The sequence below is a fragment of the Ruegeria sp. BF6 genome, from assembly GCF_056538665.1.
On record NZ_JBQFTN010000002.1, the window covers coordinates 40,536 to 58,734 of the forward strand.

14 protein-coding genes and 1 pseudogene are annotated in these 18,199 nt (G+C 54.6%); 10 read left to right on the forward strand and 5 right to left on the reverse strand.

The window, feature by feature from the left end:
• Window positions 1–8 precede the first annotated feature (8 nt).
• The gene (locus tag ACR0IM_RS08335) at window positions 9–668 is read left to right on the forward strand and encodes a response regulator transcription factor (RefSeq protein ID WP_480681479.1); all 660 of its coding nucleotides are present in this window, start codon (window positions 9–11) and stop codon (window positions 666–668) included.
• A 188-nt stretch (window positions 669–856) separates the two neighbouring features.
• Window positions 857–1,996 (forward strand): ATP-binding protein, encoded by a 1,140-nt coding sequence (locus ACR0IM_RS08340; protein ID WP_480681480.1) that lies wholly within the window; start codon window positions 857–859, stop codon window positions 1,994–1,996.
• A gap of 511 nt (window positions 1,997–2,507) precedes the next feature.
• Here the strand turns inward: ACR0IM_RS08340 and ACR0IM_RS08345 are convergent.
• Together ACR0IM_RS08345 and ACR0IM_RS08350 are read right to left on the reverse strand one after the other, a co-directional pair.
• Window positions 2,508–4,535 carry an oxidoreductase gene (locus ACR0IM_RS08345; RefSeq protein WP_480681482.1) on the reverse strand — a complete coding sequence of 676 codons (2,028 nt, stop codon included), beginning with the start codon at window positions 4,533–4,535 and terminating at the stop codon, window positions 2,508–2,510.
• A 265-nt stretch (window positions 4,536–4,800) separates the two neighbouring features.
• On the reverse strand, window positions 4,801–5,748 hold the full coding sequence (locus tag ACR0IM_RS08350; RefSeq protein ID WP_480681483.1) for a DMT family transporter: 948 nt from the start codon (window positions 5,746–5,748) through the stop codon (window positions 4,801–4,803).
• Between the two features lie 545 nt (window positions 5,749–6,293).
• On the opposite strand from ACR0IM_RS08350, the pseudogene ACR0IM_RS08355 reads away from it, so the two are divergent.
• Both ACR0IM_RS08355 and ACR0IM_RS08360 read left to right on the forward strand, forming a co-directional pair.
• Window positions 6,294–6,616 (forward strand): annotated as a pseudogene (locus ACR0IM_RS08355) (transposase); the annotation flags it as partial.
• Between the two features lie 264 nt (window positions 6,617–6,880).
• Complete coding sequence (locus ACR0IM_RS08360; RefSeq protein WP_480681484.1) at window positions 6,881–7,726, forward strand: MBL fold metallo-hydrolase; 846 nt, start codon at window positions 6,881–6,883, stop codon at window positions 7,724–7,726.
• 135 nt (window positions 7,727–7,861) lie between these two features.
• Here ACR0IM_RS08360 and ACR0IM_RS08365 read toward each other — a convergent pair whose 3' ends face one another.
• The 3 genes from ACR0IM_RS08365 to ACR0IM_RS08375 form a co-directional block, all read right to left on the reverse strand.
• Complete coding sequence (locus ACR0IM_RS08365; RefSeq protein ID WP_480681485.1) at window positions 7,862–9,586, reverse strand: caspase family protein; 1,725 nt, start codon at window positions 9,584–9,586, stop codon at window positions 7,862–7,864.
• A gap of 440 nt (window positions 9,587–10,026) precedes the next feature.
• Window positions 10,027–10,290: a YdeI/OmpD-associated family protein gene (locus ACR0IM_RS08370; RefSeq protein ID WP_480681486.1), complete on the reverse strand. Its 264-nt coding sequence runs from the start codon at window positions 10,288–10,290 to the stop codon at window positions 10,027–10,029.
• A gap of 299 nt (window positions 10,291–10,589) precedes the next feature.
• Window positions 10,590–10,820: a winged helix-turn-helix transcriptional regulator gene (locus ACR0IM_RS08375; protein WP_480681487.1), complete on the reverse strand. Its 231-nt coding sequence runs from the start codon at window positions 10,818–10,820 to the stop codon at window positions 10,590–10,592.
• Between the two features lie 48 nt (window positions 10,821–10,868).
• Between ACR0IM_RS08375 and ACR0IM_RS08380 the strand changes: the two genes are divergently transcribed.
• The 6 genes from ACR0IM_RS08380 to ACR0IM_RS08405 all read left to right on the forward strand — a co-directional run bounded on the left by ACR0IM_RS08380 (window position 10,869) and on the right by ACR0IM_RS08405 (window position 18,195).
• Window positions 10,869–11,006: a hypothetical protein gene (locus ACR0IM_RS08380; protein ID WP_480643072.1), complete on the forward strand. Its 138-nt coding sequence runs from the start codon at window positions 10,869–10,871 to the stop codon at window positions 11,004–11,006.
• 39 nt (window positions 11,007–11,045) lie between these two features.
• Complete coding sequence (locus ACR0IM_RS08385) at window positions 11,046–12,761, forward strand: adenylate/guanylate cyclase domain-containing protein (RefSeq protein WP_480681489.1); 1,716 nt, start codon at window positions 11,046–11,048, stop codon at window positions 12,759–12,761.
• 529 nt (window positions 12,762–13,290) lie between these two features.
• Window positions 13,291–15,021, forward strand: a complete 1,731-nt coding sequence (locus ACR0IM_RS08390; protein ID WP_480681490.1) for a sensor histidine kinase — start codon at window positions 13,291–13,293, stop codon at window positions 15,019–15,021.
• Window positions 15,018–16,358, forward strand: a complete 1,341-nt coding sequence (locus tag ACR0IM_RS08395) for a sigma-54-dependent transcriptional regulator (RefSeq protein WP_480595429.1) — start codon at window positions 15,018–15,020, stop codon at window positions 16,356–16,358. The genes ACR0IM_RS08390 and ACR0IM_RS08395 overlap by 4 nt, the downstream gene beginning before the upstream one ends.
• A 125-nt stretch (window positions 16,359–16,483) precedes the next feature.
• Window positions 16,484–17,494, forward strand: a complete 1,011-nt coding sequence (gene dctP, locus ACR0IM_RS08400; protein WP_480681492.1) for a TRAP transporter substrate-binding protein DctP — start codon at window positions 16,484–16,486, stop codon at window positions 17,492–17,494.
• A 68-nt stretch (window positions 17,495–17,562) separates the two neighbouring features.
• The gene (locus tag ACR0IM_RS08405) at window positions 17,563–18,195 is read left to right on the forward strand and encodes a TRAP transporter small permease subunit (protein ID WP_480643067.1); all 633 of its coding nucleotides are present in this window, start codon (window positions 17,563–17,565) and stop codon (window positions 18,193–18,195) included.
• Window positions 18,196–18,199: the final 4 nt, after the last annotated feature.

The window sequence follows — 18,199 nt, forward strand, 5'->3', positions numbered from 1 at the left end:
CTCTGGATATGCGAATACTTCTTGCTGAAGACGAACCCCAGCTCTGCGAACAAATCAAGAAATTGCTGGGTGCCGAGGGTCGCGTTGTGGATGTGGCGAACAACGGTACCGATGCTCTGCATCTCGGGGCGACTGAGCCTTACGACATGATCATACTCGATATTGGTCTTCCCGAGCGTGACGGGATTTCTGTGTTGCGCGAATGGCGTAATGCGGGCGTCAAAACACCCGTGTTGATCTTGACCGCCAGAGATGGTTGGAGCGAACGTGTCGACGGCCTGGATGCGGGTGCGGATGACTACATGGCCAAGCCATTTCACATGCCCGAACTGGCCGCGCGGGTACGTGCGATCCTGCGGCGACAAAGTGGGCAAATGAATCCGGTGATAGAAATGGGCGATGTCTCGCTGGATACGCGGAACGGTCGGGTCAGTGTCAGGGGCATTCCGGTTGACCTGACGGCGCAAGAAATCGCGGTTCTTACCTATCTGGCGCACAACATCGGTCGCATGGTGTCACGGACAGAGTTGTCCGAACACATCTACGAATACGACGGTGACAGGGATTCCAACACGATTGCCGTATTCGTCACGCGTCTGCGCAAGAAACTGGGTTCCGATTTGATCACGACGGTCAGAGGACGCGGCTACATGATTGATCCTACCTGATGCTATCGCTGCGCCAGCGGGCCTTACTCGGTGGCATCGCCTCGGCTGCGTTGTCCGTGGGCGTAGGTACGCTGGTGGTATTTTCGTACATTAACACGCGCGTCCTGGATCAGTTCGACGGAGCGTTGCGGGACCGTCACACCCAGCTTGTCGTTGGCCTCAGCGCCACTACGGATGACCCCGAAACCTTGCGCGAGTTGTTGTTCGACCCGGCCTATAGCACGCCCTATTCAGGACGGTATTGGCAAGTATCGGACAGCAACGGGGTCGTCTATACCTCTGCCTCGCTTTTTGATGAAACGATTGCAGAACCTGCACGCGCCAGTGATGAGGCAGCCATTTGGAACACAACAGGCCCGGATAGTGAGGCCGTTCGCGGTGTCTTTCAGAAAATCACGTTCGAAGATGGAACAGAATGGGGCGTAACCGTCGCCGAAAGCAGGCTGGAATTGATCAGTGAACGCAGGGAGGCGCAAAGCAACTTGCTTCCGGTTTTTGGATTAGTCGGTTTGATTGGGGTGGCCAGTTCGCTTCTGCTTATGTCGGCCATTGTCGGCCCTCTCAGAAAGTTGCGCGCCGATGTGGCCCATCGCTGGGATCAGGGCGACGATCTGACGCCCGAAGATTATCCGGATGAGGTTTCCCCACTCGTTGAAGACCTTAATCAGTTGCTGCACAGAAATCGCGAGATTGTCTCCAGCTCCCGAAGGCAGGCAGCGGATCTGGCGCATGCCCTGAAAACACCGACGGCCATTCTACGCAACGAATTGACAGACCTGTCTCGAACCGGAGCACAAACAGAGCCAGCAGAAGAAGCCCTCAGCCGAATTGACGCCCAGCTTGGCCGTTCCCTCGCACGCATGCGCGCATCAATCACCGGAGAGTTGACGCATTCCCGAACAGACCTTTCGAATTCGGTCGAACGGTTGTGCAGATTGTTTTCCTCCATGGCAGAACGTGAAGGAAAAACGCTGACTTCGGATTGCGAGTCTGGATTGCGCGTTCGAATGGATCCCCAGGACATCGAAGAAGTGATCGGAAATCTTCTCGACAACGCCCTCAAGTGGAGCAGCACAAGATTTCAAATCACTTCACGACGTACCGACAGCGGTATCGAACTATGCGTTGAAGATGACGGGCCAGGAATCCCAGAAGACGCCCGACGAGAGGTTATGCGTTCCGGCCGTCGGCTGGATACCTCTGTAGAAGGAACAGGATTGGGGTTGTCTATTTCCGTTGATTTATTGAACGTCTATGGCGGCAAGCTGGAACTGAAAACATCGAAACGCTTGGGCGGTTTGGCGTGCCAAATCAAGATTGGCACATGAGAAAACCGCACTGTTCAGCACTGTCGGCGACCCAAGCGAAGCCCATTCTAAGTTCGCAACTCGGTGCCTGGATAGGCACCGGACTGCCACAAAGCGGTCGTGGCGGCCTGCACGGTGAAGCCTCGCTCCGTCCCGCGCCCACGTTGTCGGGTCAAGCTACGGCGGAAGTACGGTTTCTGTCGGAGCCAAATCGACGCCCTCGAACGGCAGGTTCGGTGACATACGCTGCATCGCAACGATAGGCGTGCGGCATGTGCGAAAAGTTGCTGCGGCAGCAAAGGCTGGAATTCGAAATACGGCAAAGTCCGCTCTGCGTGAGTTCAGCTGACCGCCCAATTCGTTCGCGCATCGAACGGCAGGTTTGACGGGTCGCGTCGCATCATCGGTTGACGAAACTCAATGATTGGTTGGGCCGCTCGAAACCTATGAGGGTCGGTGCTATCCTGTCATTTGCTGCACCAGAACTGCTAGTCAACTCCCTTGTTTTATCGGCGGAGGAGCATGGTTTCTTTCAGACCGGAGCACATACCCGCAAGGCATCGAGAATTGCAGCGTGCATATTCCGGCTTGTAACCGCATCACCAATGCGGGCCAGATAGAATTGACCGCTCGGATTGGTGTCAACGTATGGAAACGTCCCCCCAATGAGCGCCTTGTGTTCGATCTGTCCAAGGTTGCGCGAACTTGGCTTGAGGTCGAAATAAAGCTCGGCCATCGGGGACAGGCCATGTTCAACAACCACGTAATCAACGAGACATTCAGTGACATCCCCCGTCAACACGTGCCGCAAGCTGGCGCGAACCAAGTCACCTTCACGCGTCAGAGAGGTAAGTTCTTGCAGACAGGTGAAGGTAACTCCGTTGGAGACCAGATCGCGCAATGCAACGGCAGAGGTTGTTGGACCGAGGTCATGCAGAAGGGTCCGATCCGGGGTAACGAGATTGACGCTACACCCGGTGCTTGCCAGCATGTCGGCCGTGATGGCCGCAGGGTGGTCGCCGACCTCGTCGAACAACAGCACTTGGCCCGAGACGCGTGCTTCACCGGACAACACCTCCCAACTGGAGACCGCTAGGTCACCGCCGGGGATGGCTACGGTTTCGGGCCAGCCGCCTGTCGCGACCACCACAACATCGGGAGCTTCGGACAGCACGTCAACGGCTTCGGCATAGGTGTTCAAGCGGATATCGACCCCGAGCGTGCTCACTTCGGAAACCAACCAGTCAGCGACGCCCCAGACTTGTCTGCGCGTCATCCCCTTGGCGGCTAAAACCAACTGGCCGCCCAGCCGATCCGACGCCTCAAACAGCACGACTTCGTGACCGCGTAGGGCGCAGACCCGCGCGGCCTCCAGCCCGCCGGGCCCACCGCCAATGACAACCACTTTGTTGCGAGTGTCGCTGAGGGTGATGATATGAGGCAAGGTCCGCTCTCGCCCCGTGGCGGCATTGTGCCCACACACGGCAGGTTTTCCTTGATTGACCCGGTCCACGCAGTAACCCAGGCCAACACAGGGTCGGATGCGCTCTTCCTCCCCACGCGCGAGTTTATCCACCAAATAGGGATCGGCCATTTGTGCGCGGGTCATGCCCACCAGATCAACATAGCCGCCAGCGACAGCGTGGCGGGCCGTGGCAATATCCGCAATCCCCCCGGCGTGCAGGATCGGCAGATCAACAGCATCACGGATGCTGCCGGCCACGTTGACATGCGGGGCCGCAGGCAGGCCCATTGGGCGCACCCATTCAGCCAAGCCCAGATCATCAAAGGGTGCCCCGGCAAGGATGTTGAGAAGATCGACATGGCCGGAACGTTCCAACATCCGAGCGGCAGCTATGCAATCTTTGGTGCTCAGCCCTCCTTCGGTCAGTTCATCGCCGGTGATGCGCATCGACAGGATGAAATCGGGGCCGACTTTTGCGCGCACCGCGTCTAGCACTTGCAGGGTCAGGCGCATACGGTTCTCCAACGTCCCGCCATAGTTGTCTTCGCGCTGGTTGGTCAGTGGGGACAGGAACTGCCCCAGAAGGTGTGAGTGGGATAAAATTTCGATCCCGTCGAACCCGCCTTGCTGACAACGTTGCGCAGCAGCAGCGAAATCGCTGATCACGCGATCGACGTCTTCTTGTTCCATTGTTTTGGGAAAGGAGCGGTGAGCGCGTTCGCGGATACCAGACGGAGCCATAACCGGAAGCCAATGCCCATCATCCCAGGCTGTGCGTCGCCCCATATGAGTAATCTGGCACATGATAGCGGCGCCATGTTCGTGAACACCATCCGTCAGTTTCCGGAACCATGGGATGATACTGTCATCACCGGCATAAAGCTGGCCAAACACCGATGGGCTATCAGGGGCGATATTGGTCGACCCACCGACCATGGTCAGAGCAACCCCGCCTTTCGCCTTTTCCTCGTGATACAACCTGTAACGGTCCCGTGGATGGCCGTCTTCGGCAAAACTCGGTGCATGGGATGTGCTAACGATACGGTTGCGCAAAGCCAAGTGTTTCAATTTAAACGGATCAAGTAAGTTTGCCACTTTCGTATCCCTTCGGCCAAAGCTACTGTTTGAAAACCGCGCAAGGTCGGGCGCGCGGGTCAGATTCCAGGCATGATGAGGTTCGTTGTCGAAAGTATTTACTTGGGATGCAACGCGTGAGAAATCGCAGCTTCCGACATAGCTGCATGAAAAGACGACCCGACCACGAATCTCAAATGCGGAAAAATCGTTGAGCAGAGACCGAGACTTGGTAGGTGCCGCTGGATCCACGAAGGTCAGTTAAGAGGGGCGAGCGCGTGTAGTCTTAGATTGGAGGTGCTGCGCGCGCTGTGACCAACTGTCTGGCTGTGACCCTTTCGCGATGTATCATGTACAGTCCTGCACCGATGATGATGGCAATTCCAATTAGGCTGAGCGTGTTGGGGAAATCATTGAAAACAAGGTAACCAAACAGGGTCGCTACCGGTAGCTCAAAGTACTGCAATGGAGCCAATGTGGCGGAAGGCGCAAAGGAAAGTGCGTAGGTCATCATCAGGTGACTCACCGTCGCAAAAAAACCAGCGCCTAGAAGCCACAACAACGCGATGTCTGTCGGCCAAACGGGATCGAACAACTCGGAGCCAGAACCTTGCGCAACCACTAAGATTGGAATGCAAAACAGACTGGCAACCAGGCCAGTGTGGAATTGCAGAGCCACAGGATGCATTCGACGCGACAATCCCCGCGTTACAAGAATGTAGAAAGCAAAGGCAACTGCCGTACCAAGCGGGACTATTGCAACGGCACCGAAAGCCGCGAAACTGGGTTGGATGACGAACAATACACCAACAAACCCCACAAGAGCAGACCCGACACGACGAGGACCTACATCTTCCCCAAGATAAAACTTGCCGACCAACAAGACTATGAACGGGGCCACAAACACGATTGCCAGAGCGTCGGCAAGCGGCATCACCCGGATTGCCGCGATGAAACAAAAGGTCGCGAACAGCAAAAGTAGTGAACGGAATACGAGTGCCATCAATTCGCCTCGCGCCACTCGTAACGACAGTCCCATTATCCAGATAAACGGTGCCATCAACGCGCACTGAACTACAAAGCGAGCAGCCGTTATCTGCCCAACTGGAACACTGGCTGATGCGAGCTTCGCAGCTACATCCAACAAAGGAGCGGTCAGGCAAAATCCAAGCATCAGCGTAACGCCTGCAAGGATGCGATCCGTGGATTGAGGTGTGGAATCAGCAGGGGTCATGTCACCATATAGAAATGTCGCCAAATGTGTGTCTGTTCTCAATGCGACGCCAGGCAAAAGTTCCGAAATTCGCGAGTTTGGGTTGGGTTGGAAAGTGCCGCAGCAATGGGCAGGTGCGACGCGCCACACAGCAGCATCAGCTGCCTTGGTTCAAGGTCCGCTATGGGCCGTCTCAACCTGACGAAAAGTCAAATCCCCGCTGGTTTGAAGGTTGGCTGAGGGCTGGTACTAGCTGTAAGACAGTGTCTCTGAACGTCTACTTCAAGTTGTATCACTTTAACCAAAAAGTGGGAGCGTTCCATCTTTTCTGCAGGCCCAGTCTTTCAATTTTGGCCTTAGTCATCGCGACGGAGCTCAAGTGTCTATTTGAATTTCCTATTGTGCTCAGTTTGTGTGCAAGCTTTCCACCAGCGAACCCTGAACCAGCTCCTACCAACGCGCCCGGGTTACCGGAGAAAAATGTGCCAAGCGTAGGACCAGCGAACATAGAGAGCCTCCCCAACTGAACTGGTCCACCATTATGTTCAGGAAACGGAGGACCAAGGATGGCAAGCAAGCGACCAAAGCCCGCAGAGATTACCTCGAAGTTGCTGCAGGCTGAGGTTTTGATGGGGCAAGGTATGTCCCGTCTCGATGCGATCAGTCAGATCGGCGTTGTGGAACAGATCTGTTATCGCTGGCGAAAGAAATATGGCGGAATGGGCGTGGATCAGTTGAAAGAAATGAAGCGGCTTCAGAAAGAGATCGAACGATTGCGGCGAGCGGTTTCTGATCTGACGTTGGACAAACTGATCCTGACGGAAGCTGCAAAGGGAAACTACTGAACCCCGCTCGTCGTCGTGCCTGCATCGACCACATTCGCAGCGAAAGCCCGGTCTGACAGGCCGCAACGCAGCACCGAGATGACGTGGCCAACGGCTGGTATCGGCCGCTCTTGCGCCATTTCCGGCGGGGTTGCTCTCTGATGCTGCGATACGCACTACGTCCATCAGGTTGCACACATCCTCCGTTTGTTCGGAACAGTATTGTGTTCTTTTTAATGCTACCGATGCGATAGCCTTTGAGAATCTGATATGCAGAGCACCAAGTCAAAGGCGCGTGGCGTTCAGCAAAGTAAGAAAGGGTACCGGCCATGCTGTGTAAAGTGGGTGATGTTGAAGTCTGGCGTATTCTGGAAATCCATGCTCCATTTCTGACCACGGAAGAGCTGTTTCCCTCTGCGGGACCAGATGTTCGGGCCATTGTCGAAGCGCATGTACCCGGTGGCGTTTGCGCGCAATCCGGGCGTTTGATCTTGCCGATTCAGGGTTTTCTGCTGAAAACACCCGCACATAACATTCTGGTCGACGCTTGCGTCGGCAATGACAAAACACTCTCGCGGCGGCCCGACTGGCACAAGCGTTCAAGCCAGCGGTTTGTCGCAAGCCTCACGGCGGCGGGGCTGGATGTGGGGGATATCGACTACGTCCTGTGCACCCATCTGCACGCTGATCATGTGGGCTGGAACACACGGCTCGAGGACGGGCGCTGGGTTCCAACCTTTCCGAACGCGCGCTATCTGATGCCTGCGGCGGACGAGGCGTATCAGCGCAAGGACAACAGCGACCTTTATATCGAAAGCGTTCTGCCCGTCATCGAAGCCGGGCAGGCGGAACTGGTAGAGACCGGGCATATGCTGGGCGATCATGTCACCTTGATGCCCACGCCGGGTCATACACCTGGCCATGTCTCAGTCGAGATCACCAGCGGAGACAGGCGTGCCCTGATTACCGGCGATGCGATCCATACAACCGCCCAGTGCTGGCACCCGGAGTGGTACTTCAAATTTGACTCCGATGCTGAGATGGCCGTCACATCCCGTCGGAAACTGTTGGAAAGCGCCTCGGAAACAGGGTGCCTAGTGCTAGGGAACCATTTCGCATTGCCGTCTTTGGGTCGGGTGAAGGCGGACAAGGACGCGTTTCGCTGGGAGGACTAGCCCAGATTGTATTGCAATGTGCACGGATCCGTCGTCGGATGGAGGGTTTCGTGAAGTTTGATGCGCTGCGCCGCGGAGTCGCCTCATCTGACTGGAGGCCAGACGGCCAGTTACTAAGACGAATATGCGGTATCTTCACATGCCCGACGCTACGATGAACAACAACACAAATAGAACGACAAACAACAGACCAATATAACTACAGACGCGCATGAACTTGTCCCATGCTCTTAGTGACTTCCATGGTCTTTTTTTCGGCGTCTCGGAGGTTTGAGTTTCTGAAATGGACGTTTTGTTTTGGAAGGTGTCCTTTGTTTCACTTGCGCGCTGTTTTGCCGAGGAAATTACTTCGTTTGCACCAGACTTGAAATGTGCCCATTTCTTGCCGAATTTCACCGCATTTGAAGTTTCAGGCGGTGGCTGCTTCGCCTGCGTTCGCGGCGTAGAAGGTTTGTTCGCACTCAACCGTTCCCATTCATCGAAAAACAGTCCTGGTTTGAAATCGCCTTTTAAATGAGTTTCCAGTAGTCGAAAACGACGACGCTGCACCAGGTCCATTTGGTCGAGATTCAACTTCAACAACCCGGTCAGCCGGTCCGACTGGCTCACCGACAGAAGTCCTTCATGTTGCAAGTCGTTGACCTGCTTGCGAAGACGCCGAGCGAGATCACGATGTGGTTGCAACCCGGTTTTTCGCAGGGTGACGGCGCCACTGCCTGAAAAGTTGAATTTCTGCGGGCGCTGAAGGTGTTCGACCTGCATCATCTCTTCGAGGTAATCAAAAAGCTCGCGAGTATCGACTGTACCATCACCGTTTCGGTCAGCCGCACCTTTCAATCCGTCCAAGAGGTGCTTGGTGAACACACCATGGCTATAGCTTTTTGCTTCCCGAGCTACTTGCGTGCTGGTGGCCGAAGTCATCACCAAAGTGCGGCTGTTCGCTCCAAGCTCTATTTTAAGTTGTTCACTCAGCGCTGAGCGAGAAGCATCCTCTCCAGCTGCACCCGCGTAGCAGCAATCGAGTATTACCAATCGGAAACGAGCCGTTGCTTGCTCAACAACATCAAGCAGGTTGCTGTATTTCAAAGCTGTTGAATGGACAAGATCTGAGCGCGTATTAGCAAATGCCAAATGTAATTTCTGATTTCTTACTAAACCGTGACCTGCGTAATAAATCAGTAAAAGATCGCTACGCTGTGTTTCAGTGGTTATCCGTTCAATTGTCGTCAGCGCATCGGAATGGTTGCCTTGGGTTATCAGTTCGACATGATCAAATTGTTCGCCAGTCTCACCCTGTAGCAGATTGTGAAGCGCCGTAGCGTCGTTACGTGCGTAGCTCAGATCGTCCAACTCAGGGTCTTCGAAATTGTCCATTCCTACGACAATCGCAGTCTTTCGCGTTGTTTGATTGGAATCAGTTTGCTTCTGAGGGGGCTCGAAAAGTTCGATCGTCACGTCTGATTGATCAGTTTTTGCAACACCTTGAGATGAAGTCTGCGTGGTATCCGGGGCAAGTCTGGATAGAACGTCAAAAACCTCTTCCTCGCTGAAGTTTTTGGCGTCAAATACGATCTCTGTGCCGTCATCTGTACTCAATGCGAATGAAATTGATTTTTCTCGAACAATGTAAGCTTTCAAGATTTGGATTAACGACGACACCGCAGCAGACTGCGAAACTTCGATCCAGAGCTGCGGGTCAAGCAATAACTCAAATGCGCGCTCTCCTGGTGCGGGCTTGTGCTTCGCACGAGCAGATCTAATTCCGGCCGAATTGTTCAAGTCACGATCAAGCAGCGCCACAATTGTCGACAGCGCTTTATCGTCCAGTTCAGATGATTGTATATCCAGCTTAATAGCCATTGATAAATTACCCGACACAGCAAAAAATAGAGAACGATTGCCGTAACAGACTTAGGAATGATAACAGAAGTCTTGTTAGGTGTCCAAATAGCGACTGCGTGCAAAATTCCCGTCACAGCAAACAAAATGACGGCGCTATCCATTATGAGGCGCCTCTTCCGCTCGAAGAGCGGGTTCAGTCCTAACTTTCACACCCACGAGCTACAAAACAGTTCAAACAAACTGGAGCGCCAAATTCAGGCCTTGAATGGTGGATTTACAGCGCGACGTGTGAATGAGTACTGGTCTTGGTCTTACGATCGCAGCGAATAGTCGGAATGCCGACGCACCTGCAATGCCGTGGATAAATGCTTAATGACCGGAACAGGCCGCAACTTTGAGTGATCCTTGCAGACGCCCGGTATCTTCAGAAGTGATGCTGACGCTAGTTGCTGGCCCGGCTAGCGGTGATGGAGCTCAGATAGCGGATATCCGTTTAACGACCGCGGGCGCCATGCCATCTTCACATAGACGTCACCGGATTTCAGTTCATCCAGCATCTGATTGAGGCGTCTAAGTTTGGCATCGTCGCGCTTGGCTCGGTCGATCCAGCCGAGATAGTCATTGCGCTGGGACCATGGACGTTCGTTGTAGCGGTCCCGTAGATCGTGAGCTTCCATAGCTGCGCGGACAACCTCCAGAACTGGATTTGCTGAACGTTTCATCTTGTTCCTCACCTGAGTTTAATGAGCAGCTTATCTTAAGCTGATCGCGTTGGCCCGCAGGTTGAAAATCGTCCGCGGTGCAGGCATCAAAGCTGATTGGTTGCCGCGCCGTCGACCAAAGTCGGCTTTGGTGAAGCCGCATTGTGGCATTGGACAACGTGATCAATGACCGATCTGGGCCGTCCCTGTTGGCGCAACACCGTCCACCAAGTGAACTGCTGCGAACAATCTAACGTCTACAACGAGCCCTCAGTACCGGGTGCTGCACCAAGTTTGAATGGCCGGTAATGCGACCTAACTCATGCTTCTGCATCGAAGGTATCCCTTGAATGCTGAATCTGTTCATGGTTATCCCCAGCCCAATCAGCTAACGCCATCAACGATGGCAACAGGTCTTTCCCAAGGGCAGTGAGATCATATTGGACTTCGACTGGTGGACACGGCTCAACACCCAAGATCGAACAACCGTGTTTGGCTACCGCAACGAAATCGGCCGCTTTTGCACAATTCCGCTTTCCGATGATGTACAAAAATACGGGATCAATGGTAAATTCTGTCCCTGAGCTATGGAGTTTGATGTGGACCGCAAGCTCACCACCATTCTTGCCGCTGATGTAGTCAGTTACTCCCGACTGATGGGAGGGAACGAAGTTGGCACGCTTGAGGCTCTAAAGGCTCACCGGGCGGAGTTGATCGACCCAAAAACCGCGCAATAGGGCGGACGCATTATTAAGCTCATGGGGGATGGGATCCTGATGGAATTCCCCAGCGTGGTTGAGGCCGCCAAATGCGCCATCGAGGTGCGATGTGGGATGAATGCGCGCAATGCCGCCGTGGCCGAAGACAGAAGGATCTTGTTCCGCATCGGCATCAATATCGGCGACGTCATTGTCGAAGGCGATGACATCTACGGCGAAGGTGTCAATGTCGCGGCCCGGCTGGAAAGCCTTGCTGACCTCGGTGGCATTTGCGTGGGCCGCAACGTGCGCAATGAATTGCGGGGCAAGTTGGACGTCGATTTTGCCGATCTCGGCGAGGTTAAGGTCAAAAACATCACCCGTCCGATCAATGCGTTCAGCGTCACCTTCAACAAGAAGGCTGACGCGCTGGTTACCCCGGTTTTATCCGCCTCAGCTTCTACGAAACTGCATACCAGGTTCGTCGCAATGACGGTGGTGCTTGCTGTGGTTCTGTCGCTTGTCCTCGGGCTCGCCTATTGGCAAACTCTTCCGCCGGCAGAGGAGCAAATCGCCACCGTGCCCGGTGATGCGCAATCCCTGCCTTCGGTCATCGTGCTTCCTTTTGACGATCTGTCACTCGATGGCAGCCTCGGCTATTTCGCGGATGGCATGACCGAGGACATCACCACCGAGTTGGCCCGCTGGAAAGAACTGCGGGTGATCGCCCGCATTTTTGCGTTCCTCTACAAAGACAAGGCAGTCGATGTCCGAGAAATTGCTCAGGAAATGAACGTACGCTATGTGCTGGAAGGTAGCATTCGCCGCGCCGGGGACAAAATCCGCATTAATGCCCAACTCATCGACGGGAGGACCGGCAATCACGTCTGGGCCGATAAGTTCGACCAAAGCGGCACCGACGTGCTGGCGCTCCAGGATCAGATCACCAGTAAGCTTGCAGAATCACTTAGCGGCCATCATGGCACGATAAGAGCAGCGGAATATCTAGCGGCATGGGACAAATCCTCCGCCCATCTAGAGGAGTACGATTACTATCTGCGTGGCCACGATTTGTTCTTCAAGTACACGCCTCAATCGCATGCAAGAGCGCTTGAGATTTTTCAAGAAGGTCTGGTGAAGTTTCCGGACTCCGGCCTACTCAAGGTCATAATCGGTTGGATCCATATGATTGCGGGTCTGTTCGGCTGGGCAGACGATATCCCCGCCGAGTTCAAAAAAGCGGCGGCCTTGGCTGATGAGGGTCTTGCGGATGAGGCTCTGCCGCCCCAAGGTTTACGGTCCGGTCTCTGGTTGAAAGCATATGCAGATATCCATCACAGGTGGGACTGCGACGCGGCCCTACGCACAGCGAAAACGGTGGTCGACAAGTACCCGTTTGATCCCGAAAGCCTTATTTGGATGGGTGATGTTATCACGAATTGCGGCGAATTTGATCTGGCAAACAAATGGATTGAAGCAGGTTTCGACCGAAGCCCGCATCCCTTGCCAAACTATTACACCGTCCTGGGAATTTTGCGTTACCGGCAGGAGCGGTACGAAGAGGCGATTGCCGCTTTGAAAAACGCGTTGGATTTCGAGGTGGAGGTCTATTTTCTGGCCGCCTCCTACGCAGCACTGGGACAACTGGTCGAAGCGCACATCTATACTGCCAAACTTTCAGACAAATTTCCCCACGTCACGCCGGATTTCATCCGCGCGATGAATCCGGACATTGATCCAAACGTTGCGGAGTCCGTTATCGCCAATCTTGCCAAAGCCGGTTGGCCGGAATGAAGTCCCGCGAACGAACCTTCACATTTAAACCCCTTCAAGTCTCGATGAATGGAGAGCGGGCATTGTTGTCGATAAGGTTTATGACGGCTTTGTCTGCATCAGAGTTATCAGCGACCTACGGCTCGAATGACAGGTTTCGCAGCAATGGGGCCGGCGCACGAACGCCGCTGTGAATTCTATTTTCCACCGAGCGACAAACCAAAGCTATAGTCTGTTGCATGATCTGGTAGAAAGCGAGCAGATCAAAGATTTTGTGCTACCTTACCTTGGGTTGCAAGACCAAGGTCTTCTTCATAGGCCGTCTGGTCTCAATTCCCGCGATCAAGTGAATGACTACCCGACAGGTTTTGGGCCGACGTCTACTTGCGAAAAGCGAAAAGTTGTTTTGGCAGGTTCGTTCATTGCTTAGCTTCTCAAATTATTCGGTCATTCTTGTTTGGCCTGAACATCAAAATGTCGGATTAGAAGTCATGGGATGGACGGCTAAATCCTACTGTGATCCTATGTTGTCGCGGTTTATGGGCATTCAATGCGGTCAACTTCGTATATTGTAGGTATTTTGGTAGCCAGTGTCGCCAGCATTGGCCTTTATTTGGTTTCTTACCAATACTTCGTTTCGGCGGAACTTTCGAAAGCTCAGGGCCGACTCTCTCTCTACCAAAGCTCGGTGAACAGCGAACTAGAACGATTTTCCCACCTCACATATGTGCTGTCACAGGATTCCTTTGTAATTGGTACAGCCGAAGGAGACAGCACCGGAACTTTAAACCGGCGCCTCGAGGATTTTGCGGAGCAGGCGGGGCTGGATGCGATCTACCTGATGGACGAAGACGGGATCACGATTTCCGCATCGAACTACCGCGACACTGGGAGCTTTGTTGGCCAGAACTACGCTTTCCGCCCGTATTTCCAAAATGCCGTTTCTGGTAAACAGGGCCGCTTTTATGCCATCGGGGCAACGACTGGTCTGCCAGGATACTTCATCGCCAACGCAGTGCTTGACGACCAGGGAGCTTCAACTGGCGTCATAGCGATAAAGATCGATTTCTCTGATCTTCAGGATAGTTGGAAAAACTCGGGTGAACAGGTTCTTTTGGCCAATGAAGACGGTGTCGTTTTGCTTTCGTCGAATTTGGACTGGCAATATCGCGCGTTGACGCCGTTGTCAGAACCACAGCGAGAACGGATTCGGGATGCCAGGCAGTTTCCGGGGCAAGACTTAGATGCGTTGGATTGGGTTGAGTTACCGGGGGATCAGGCCAGAATTGCGGGGACGAAGCGCTTGCATCTTGCAGCTACGGATTTGCCACATGGCTGGTCGCTTCACTATTTTGCAAGTGACGATCAGGCCGTAGCGCGCAGTTGGCTTGTAACTGCAGTTTTTGTCCTTTTGGCGGGGCTCGCATTCGTCTTCTTCCAGATACAACGCGCAAGACGCGTAAGCGCGGCCTTGGCGCGGTCCGAACAGGAAGAAGCAAAGCTGCGCGAGGCGAATGAAAGGCTCGCCATTGAAATTGACGACCGCAAGACAGCCGAGCGGAGCCTCAAGCGCACCCAAGGCGAGTTGGAGCGCGCAAGCCGGCTGGCGGCTTTGGGGCAACTATCTGCGTCGGTCACGCATGAACTGGGCCAGCCCATCGCTGCGATGCGCAATCACCTGGTGGCAGAAGAGATCTCATCTTCCGGTGAGTCCAAGCTGCCGCAAAAAATCGGAAGCTTGGTTGACAGGATGGAAGGGATCACGCGCCAATTGCGGTTTTTTGCACGGTCAGAGAGTGAGGCGTTCGACGACGTAGACTTATGTACCTCGGTCAACGCCGCTTTGGCTCTGGTTGCGCCAAACATCGAGCAGGGTAAGGTGAAAACCTCAGTTGATGCGCCGACCGGTCCGGTCATTATCCGGGGCAGTGCCCTGCGGATCGAACAGGTCATCACTAATCTTTTACGCAATGCCATAGATGCAACGGACGGAGCGGATGCGCCTGAAATCCATATCGCTGTCATGGCTTCTGATGATGAGGCAGTGTTGGAAATTCAGGACAACGGTCATGGGTTGGGCGAGGCAACGCTGGCTGAATTGCAGGAGCCGTTTGTAACCACAAGGGAGAGCGGACGAGGTATGGGCTTGGGACTGGCCATTTCCACCAGCATTGTCAAAGATCACGATGGCACAATGACGGCCCGAGATCGTGATGGCGGTGGAACAATATTCCGTGTCACCTTCCCAATGGCCTCAATTACTGAAGAAACGAACGAATGACCCAACAGCAACCCTTCAAAGTTTTGGTCGTTGATGATGACAAGTCGATGCGACAGTCTCTTGTCGAGTTGCTCGAAGCTGCCGACTGGATTGTCAGCGCCTTGCCACGCGCGACCCAGGTGACGGAACATCTGACTAACGCCTCGCCCGATGTTATTCTGTCCGATGTGCGTATGCCCGGCATGTCGGGACTTGAATTGCTGGCCAGCCTGGACAGGCATGTGGCGCCTCCGGTGGTATTGATTTCGGCACATGGTGACATCCCGATGGCGGTTCAGGCCATACAGGACGGGGCGTATGGGTTCATCGAAAAGCCATATGAACCACGGCGATTGCTGACGGTGCTGAGGCACGCGGCTGAACAAAACCGAATGCGAAAAAGCAATGCCCGCCTTAAAGACCGGCTTTTCAAGCTGTCCGGGCTTGACCGCATCCTGCTGGGTCAAACAGACGCCATTACAGACTTGCGACAAGAAGTACTTGATCTTGCCGATACATGGGTTGCGGTTTTATTGCAGGGAGACACGGGCACCGGGAAGGAACTGGTTGCCCATGCTTTACATGATTTGGGCCGCTCGCCGGAGGCACCGTTTCTGGCGCTGAATTGCGCCGCGTTGTCGGCCGATACGTTTGAAGCGGAAATGTTCGGCGTCGCGGGTGAATCCGATGGAAGGCTTGTGGCGGCATCGGGCGGGACCTTGTTTCTGGACGAAATCTGTTCGTGCCCACCAGCGGCGCAGGCCAAGCTACTAAGGGTCATCGAAGATCAGCAGGTGCTGCCGGTGGGGGCTGTGTCGCCGGTGCCGGTAAGCTTCAGGGTCGTGTCAGCAACCAACGAAGACGTTGTGCAGGCGGCCGAGGAAGGCCGCCTGCGTCAGGACCTGTTGTTTCGATTGAATACTGTCGTCCTGTCCTTACCTCCGCTGCGACAAAGGCGGGATGATCTGGTTCTGTTGGCAACGCATTTCTTGAACGAATACGCGCAGGTTTATGAGATTGACGCGCCAGAACTCGATCAGGACGATTTGGCCGCTCTGCTTGCACATGACTGGCCCGGCAATGTGCGTGAATTGCGCCATGTCTGCGAGCGACGCATATTGGCCGCCCGGCGCGGGGGCGGTTCTCTTACTAAGGCGATCCAAAGTGATCATCACATCGACGATGTGCCAGATACGCTACGCGAAGCGGTTGCTGCTTTTGAACGCGAGCTTATTGGCAAAGCTATAAAGGCGCATAAAGGCCGAATGGATGCCGCAGCTGAGGCACTTGGAATTGGTCGCCGTACGCTCAATGAAAAGATCGTCAAACTTGGTCTGGATAAAGAGGCCTTGTTGTAAGCCAGAAACGTCCTGCGGAAATCCGCAGAGGACCCGAAGGATCGCCCGCGTTTTCCTTCATAGTCAGCCCTCTACGCATACTGAATACTCAGCACAAACAAATTGCGTGACTGGGAGGAGCCACTATGCGCAAACATCTGAACCGGGCGGCCATTGCTGCCCTCTCGCTAACCTTTGCATCCGAAGCACTGGCCGTTGAGTGGAACGTTTCCCTGTGGGGCAAGCGTCGCGCCTTTACCGAGCACGTCGAAAAACTGGCCGAATTGGTAAACGAAAAGACCAACGGTGAATTTACCCTGAATATCAGCTATGGCGGCCTGTCGAAGAACAAGGAAAACCTTGATGGTATTTCGATTGGCGCGTTTGAAATGGCCCAGTTCTGCGCTGGCTACCACCGCGACAAGAACCCCTCGATCACTGTCTTGGAACTGCCGTTTCTGGGCGTGACATCCCTTGAACAGGAAGTCGACCTGTCGATGGCCGTTTATCAACATCCGGCCGTTGTCGAGGATCTGGCCCGCTGGGACGCGACTCTGCTGATGCCTTCACCGCTGCCGCAGTACAACCTTGTTGGAGTAGGCGAAGCGCCAAAATCCCTAACCGATTTTGAAGGTCTGAGCGTACGGGCGACAGGTGGCATCGGCAAGGCGATGGAGACGGTTGGGGCAGTTCCGACCTCGATGTCTGCGTCAGAAGTGCGTCAGGCAATGGACAGCGGCATCGTCAAAGCGGTCAGCTTTGCGCCACACGCCCATATGTCCTTCGGCACCATTGAAAATGGCACGTGGTGGACGACAAACCTCAACCCCGGCACCGTCAACTGCCCTGTCGTGGTGAACACGCTGGCACTGGAAGATCTATCTGACGAACACCGCGAGGCTCTGCTGGGATCGGTGGAAGAGGCGCTGGATCACTACGTGAGCCATTACCAGACCAAAACGATGGAAGCGTGGGGCCCTGAGCTGGATAAACGCGGCATCGAACGGGTCACTTTCAGCGATGAAGAAATCGCAGCGTTCAAAAAAGCCGCTGCCGCACCCGCAGCCGAGGCCTGGATTACAGAAAACACCGAGCGTGGCCTGCCAGCACAAGAGCTCTATGACCTTGTGACTGGCAAGATCGCAAGCGGCAGCTAATCCACTCACTGCCCGGCGTCAGCTTAGCTGGCGTCGGGTTCTTTCTTCCCTGACAGCGGAGTAAAACGATGGCCGGGTCATCCCTGGTGCTGTCCGACGACAGCCGTCTCAGCATTCTCGATCAACGCCTCTACAAACTGGAAAGTATTCTGGCTCTGATCAGTGGTCTTGCGGTTTTCTCGCTGATGGTCATGGCCGTGGTCTCCGTCGGTGGCCGGAATATCGCCAATGCACCACTTCCTGGTTATGTGGACTGGATCGAGCAAGCCATGCCGCTGATCGCCTTTATGGGGATTTCTTATTCGCAGCGTGATGGCGGTCATATCCGAATGGACATGGTTGTTGGCGCGCTGAAAGGCCGGACGCTCTATATCGTTGAGTTCGTCACAACCGCTCTCATTCTGGCGCTGATCGTCTTGTTGATCTGGGGGAGCTGGGCACATTTCGCGCGCAGTTTTGACTTTGGTGCTCCACTCTGGAGCCGCGACAGCTCCATCGACATAGGTATCCCGCTGTGGCCTGCAAAGCTGTTGGCCCCCGTCGCCTTTAGCGTGCTTTGCCTAAGGCTTGTTCTGCAGCTCTGGGCCTACGGTCGCGCGATCTGTCATCCCGACCAGCCGCCTATTGCCGTCCCCTTAATAGCCGATGCCGCCACGCAGGCTGCAATGGAAGCCGAGCATGTCTCGGGCCACGACAACTGAGGTT

Bases quoted from the DNA above. Each gene is read 5' to 3' on its own strand.
- ACR0IM_RS08335 (WP_480681479.1), top strand. From the start codon at position 9: ATGCGAATACTTCTTGCTGAAGACGAACCCCAGCTCTGCGAACAAATC.
- ACR0IM_RS08350 (WP_480681483.1), bottom strand. From the start codon at position 5,748: ATGACCCCTGCTGATTCCACACCTCAATCCACGGATCGCATCCTTGCA.
- ACR0IM_RS08360 (WP_480681484.1), top strand. From the start codon at position 6,881: ATGCTGTGTAAAGTGGGTGATGTTGAAGTCTGGCGTATTCTGGAAATC.
- ACR0IM_RS08365 (WP_480681485.1), bottom strand. From the start codon at position 9,586: ATGGCTATTAAGCTGGATATACAATCATCTGAACTGGACGATAAAGCG.
- ACR0IM_RS08370 (WP_480681486.1), bottom strand. From the start codon at position 10,290: ATGAAACGTTCAGCAAATCCAGTTCTGGAGGTTGTCCGCGCAGCTATG.
- ACR0IM_RS08385 (WP_480681489.1), top strand. From the start codon at position 11,046: ATGGAATTCCCCAGCGTGGTTGAGGCCGCCAAATGCGCCATCGAGGTG.
- ACR0IM_RS08390 (WP_480681490.1), top strand. From the start codon at position 13,291: ATGCGGTCAACTTCGTATATTGTAGGTATTTTGGTAGCCAGTGTCGCC.
- ACR0IM_RS08395 (WP_480595429.1), top strand. From the start codon at position 15,018: ATGACCCAACAGCAACCCTTCAAAGTTTTGGTCGTTGATGATGACAAG.
- dctP (WP_480681492.1), top strand. From the start codon at position 16,484: ATGCGCAAACATCTGAACCGGGCGGCCATTGCTGCCCTCTCGCTAACC.
- ACR0IM_RS08405 (WP_480643067.1), top strand. From the start codon at position 17,563: ATGGCCGGGTCATCCCTGGTGCTGTCCGACGACAGCCGTCTCAGCATT.